Annotated in this window: 1 protein-coding gene; it reads left to right on the plus strand. The window is 57.8% G+C overall.

Going from position 1 to position 1,056, the window contains the following annotated elements; translation table 11 throughout:
• Position 1: 1 nt before the first annotated feature.
• The coding region (locus CRO74_RS31135) for an NAD-dependent epimerase/dehydratase family protein (RefSeq protein ID WP_097132252.1) at positions 2 to 1,056 on the plus strand (1,055 nt) is incomplete at its 3' end.

Below are 1,056 nucleotides of genomic sequence, written 5' to 3' on the forward strand. Positions count from 1 at the left end.
TATGAAGATTGCACTCGTTACCGGATCAGCCGGTTTGATTGGCAGTGAAGCCGTCGCCTTCTTCGCCGATAAATTCGACCTCATCATCGGCATCGACAACAACATGCGCCAGTACTTCTTCGGCACCGAAGGCTCCACCGAGTGGAACCGAAACCGGCTCGCCAGCGCCTATGCCTCCTATAAACACGAAACCGCCGATATCCGCCAAGTCGACCAGCTCCAACCCATCTTCCAGCTCTACGGATCGGATATCAAACTCGTCCTTCATACGGCCGCCCAACCCTCCCACGACTGGGCCGCCCGCGAACCCTTCACCGACTTTGGGGTCAACGCCGTGGGCACCCTCAACATGCTGGAGATGACCCGGCTCCACTGCCCCGAAGCGGTCTTCATCTTCACCTCTACCAACAAGGTCTACGGTGACAACCCCAACTTCCTGCCCCTGATCGAAACCGACACCCGCTGGGAGATCGACCAGAACCATCCCTACTTCGAGAACGGTATCGATGAGTTTATGAGCATCGACCACACCAAGCACTCGGTCTTCGGAGCCTCTAAAGTGGCCGCCGACATCATGGTGCAGGAGTACGGCCGCTATTTCGGCATGAACACGGGCGTCTTCCGGGGCGGCTGTCTGACGGGTCCTAACCACTCGGGGGCGCAGCTGCACGGGTTTCTGTCGTACCTGATGAAGTGTGCCATCACGGGCAACCAGTACACGGTGTTCGGCTATAAAGGCAAGCAGGTGCGGGACAACATCCACAGCTGGGACCTGGTGAACATGTTCTGGCACTTTTATCAGAACCCCCGTCCGGGGGAGGTTTACAACGCGGGGGGTGGGCGCTACGCCAACTGTTCGATGCTGGAAGCGATCGCTTTGTGTGAGCAGATCTCGGGCAACAAGATGAACTACCAGTATTCGGAGACCAACCGGAGCGGAGACCACATCTGGTACATCTCGGACCTGAGCAAGTTCAAGGCGCACTATCCGGGCTGGGACTGGACCTTTGACCTGAAGGAGACCATGACCCAGATTCACGACAGCATGGTAGCCCG

This window comes from Spirosoma fluviale (assembly GCF_900230225.1).
Lineage (GTDB): Bacteria > Bacteroidota > Bacteroidia > Cytophagales > Spirosomataceae > Spirosoma > Spirosoma fluviale.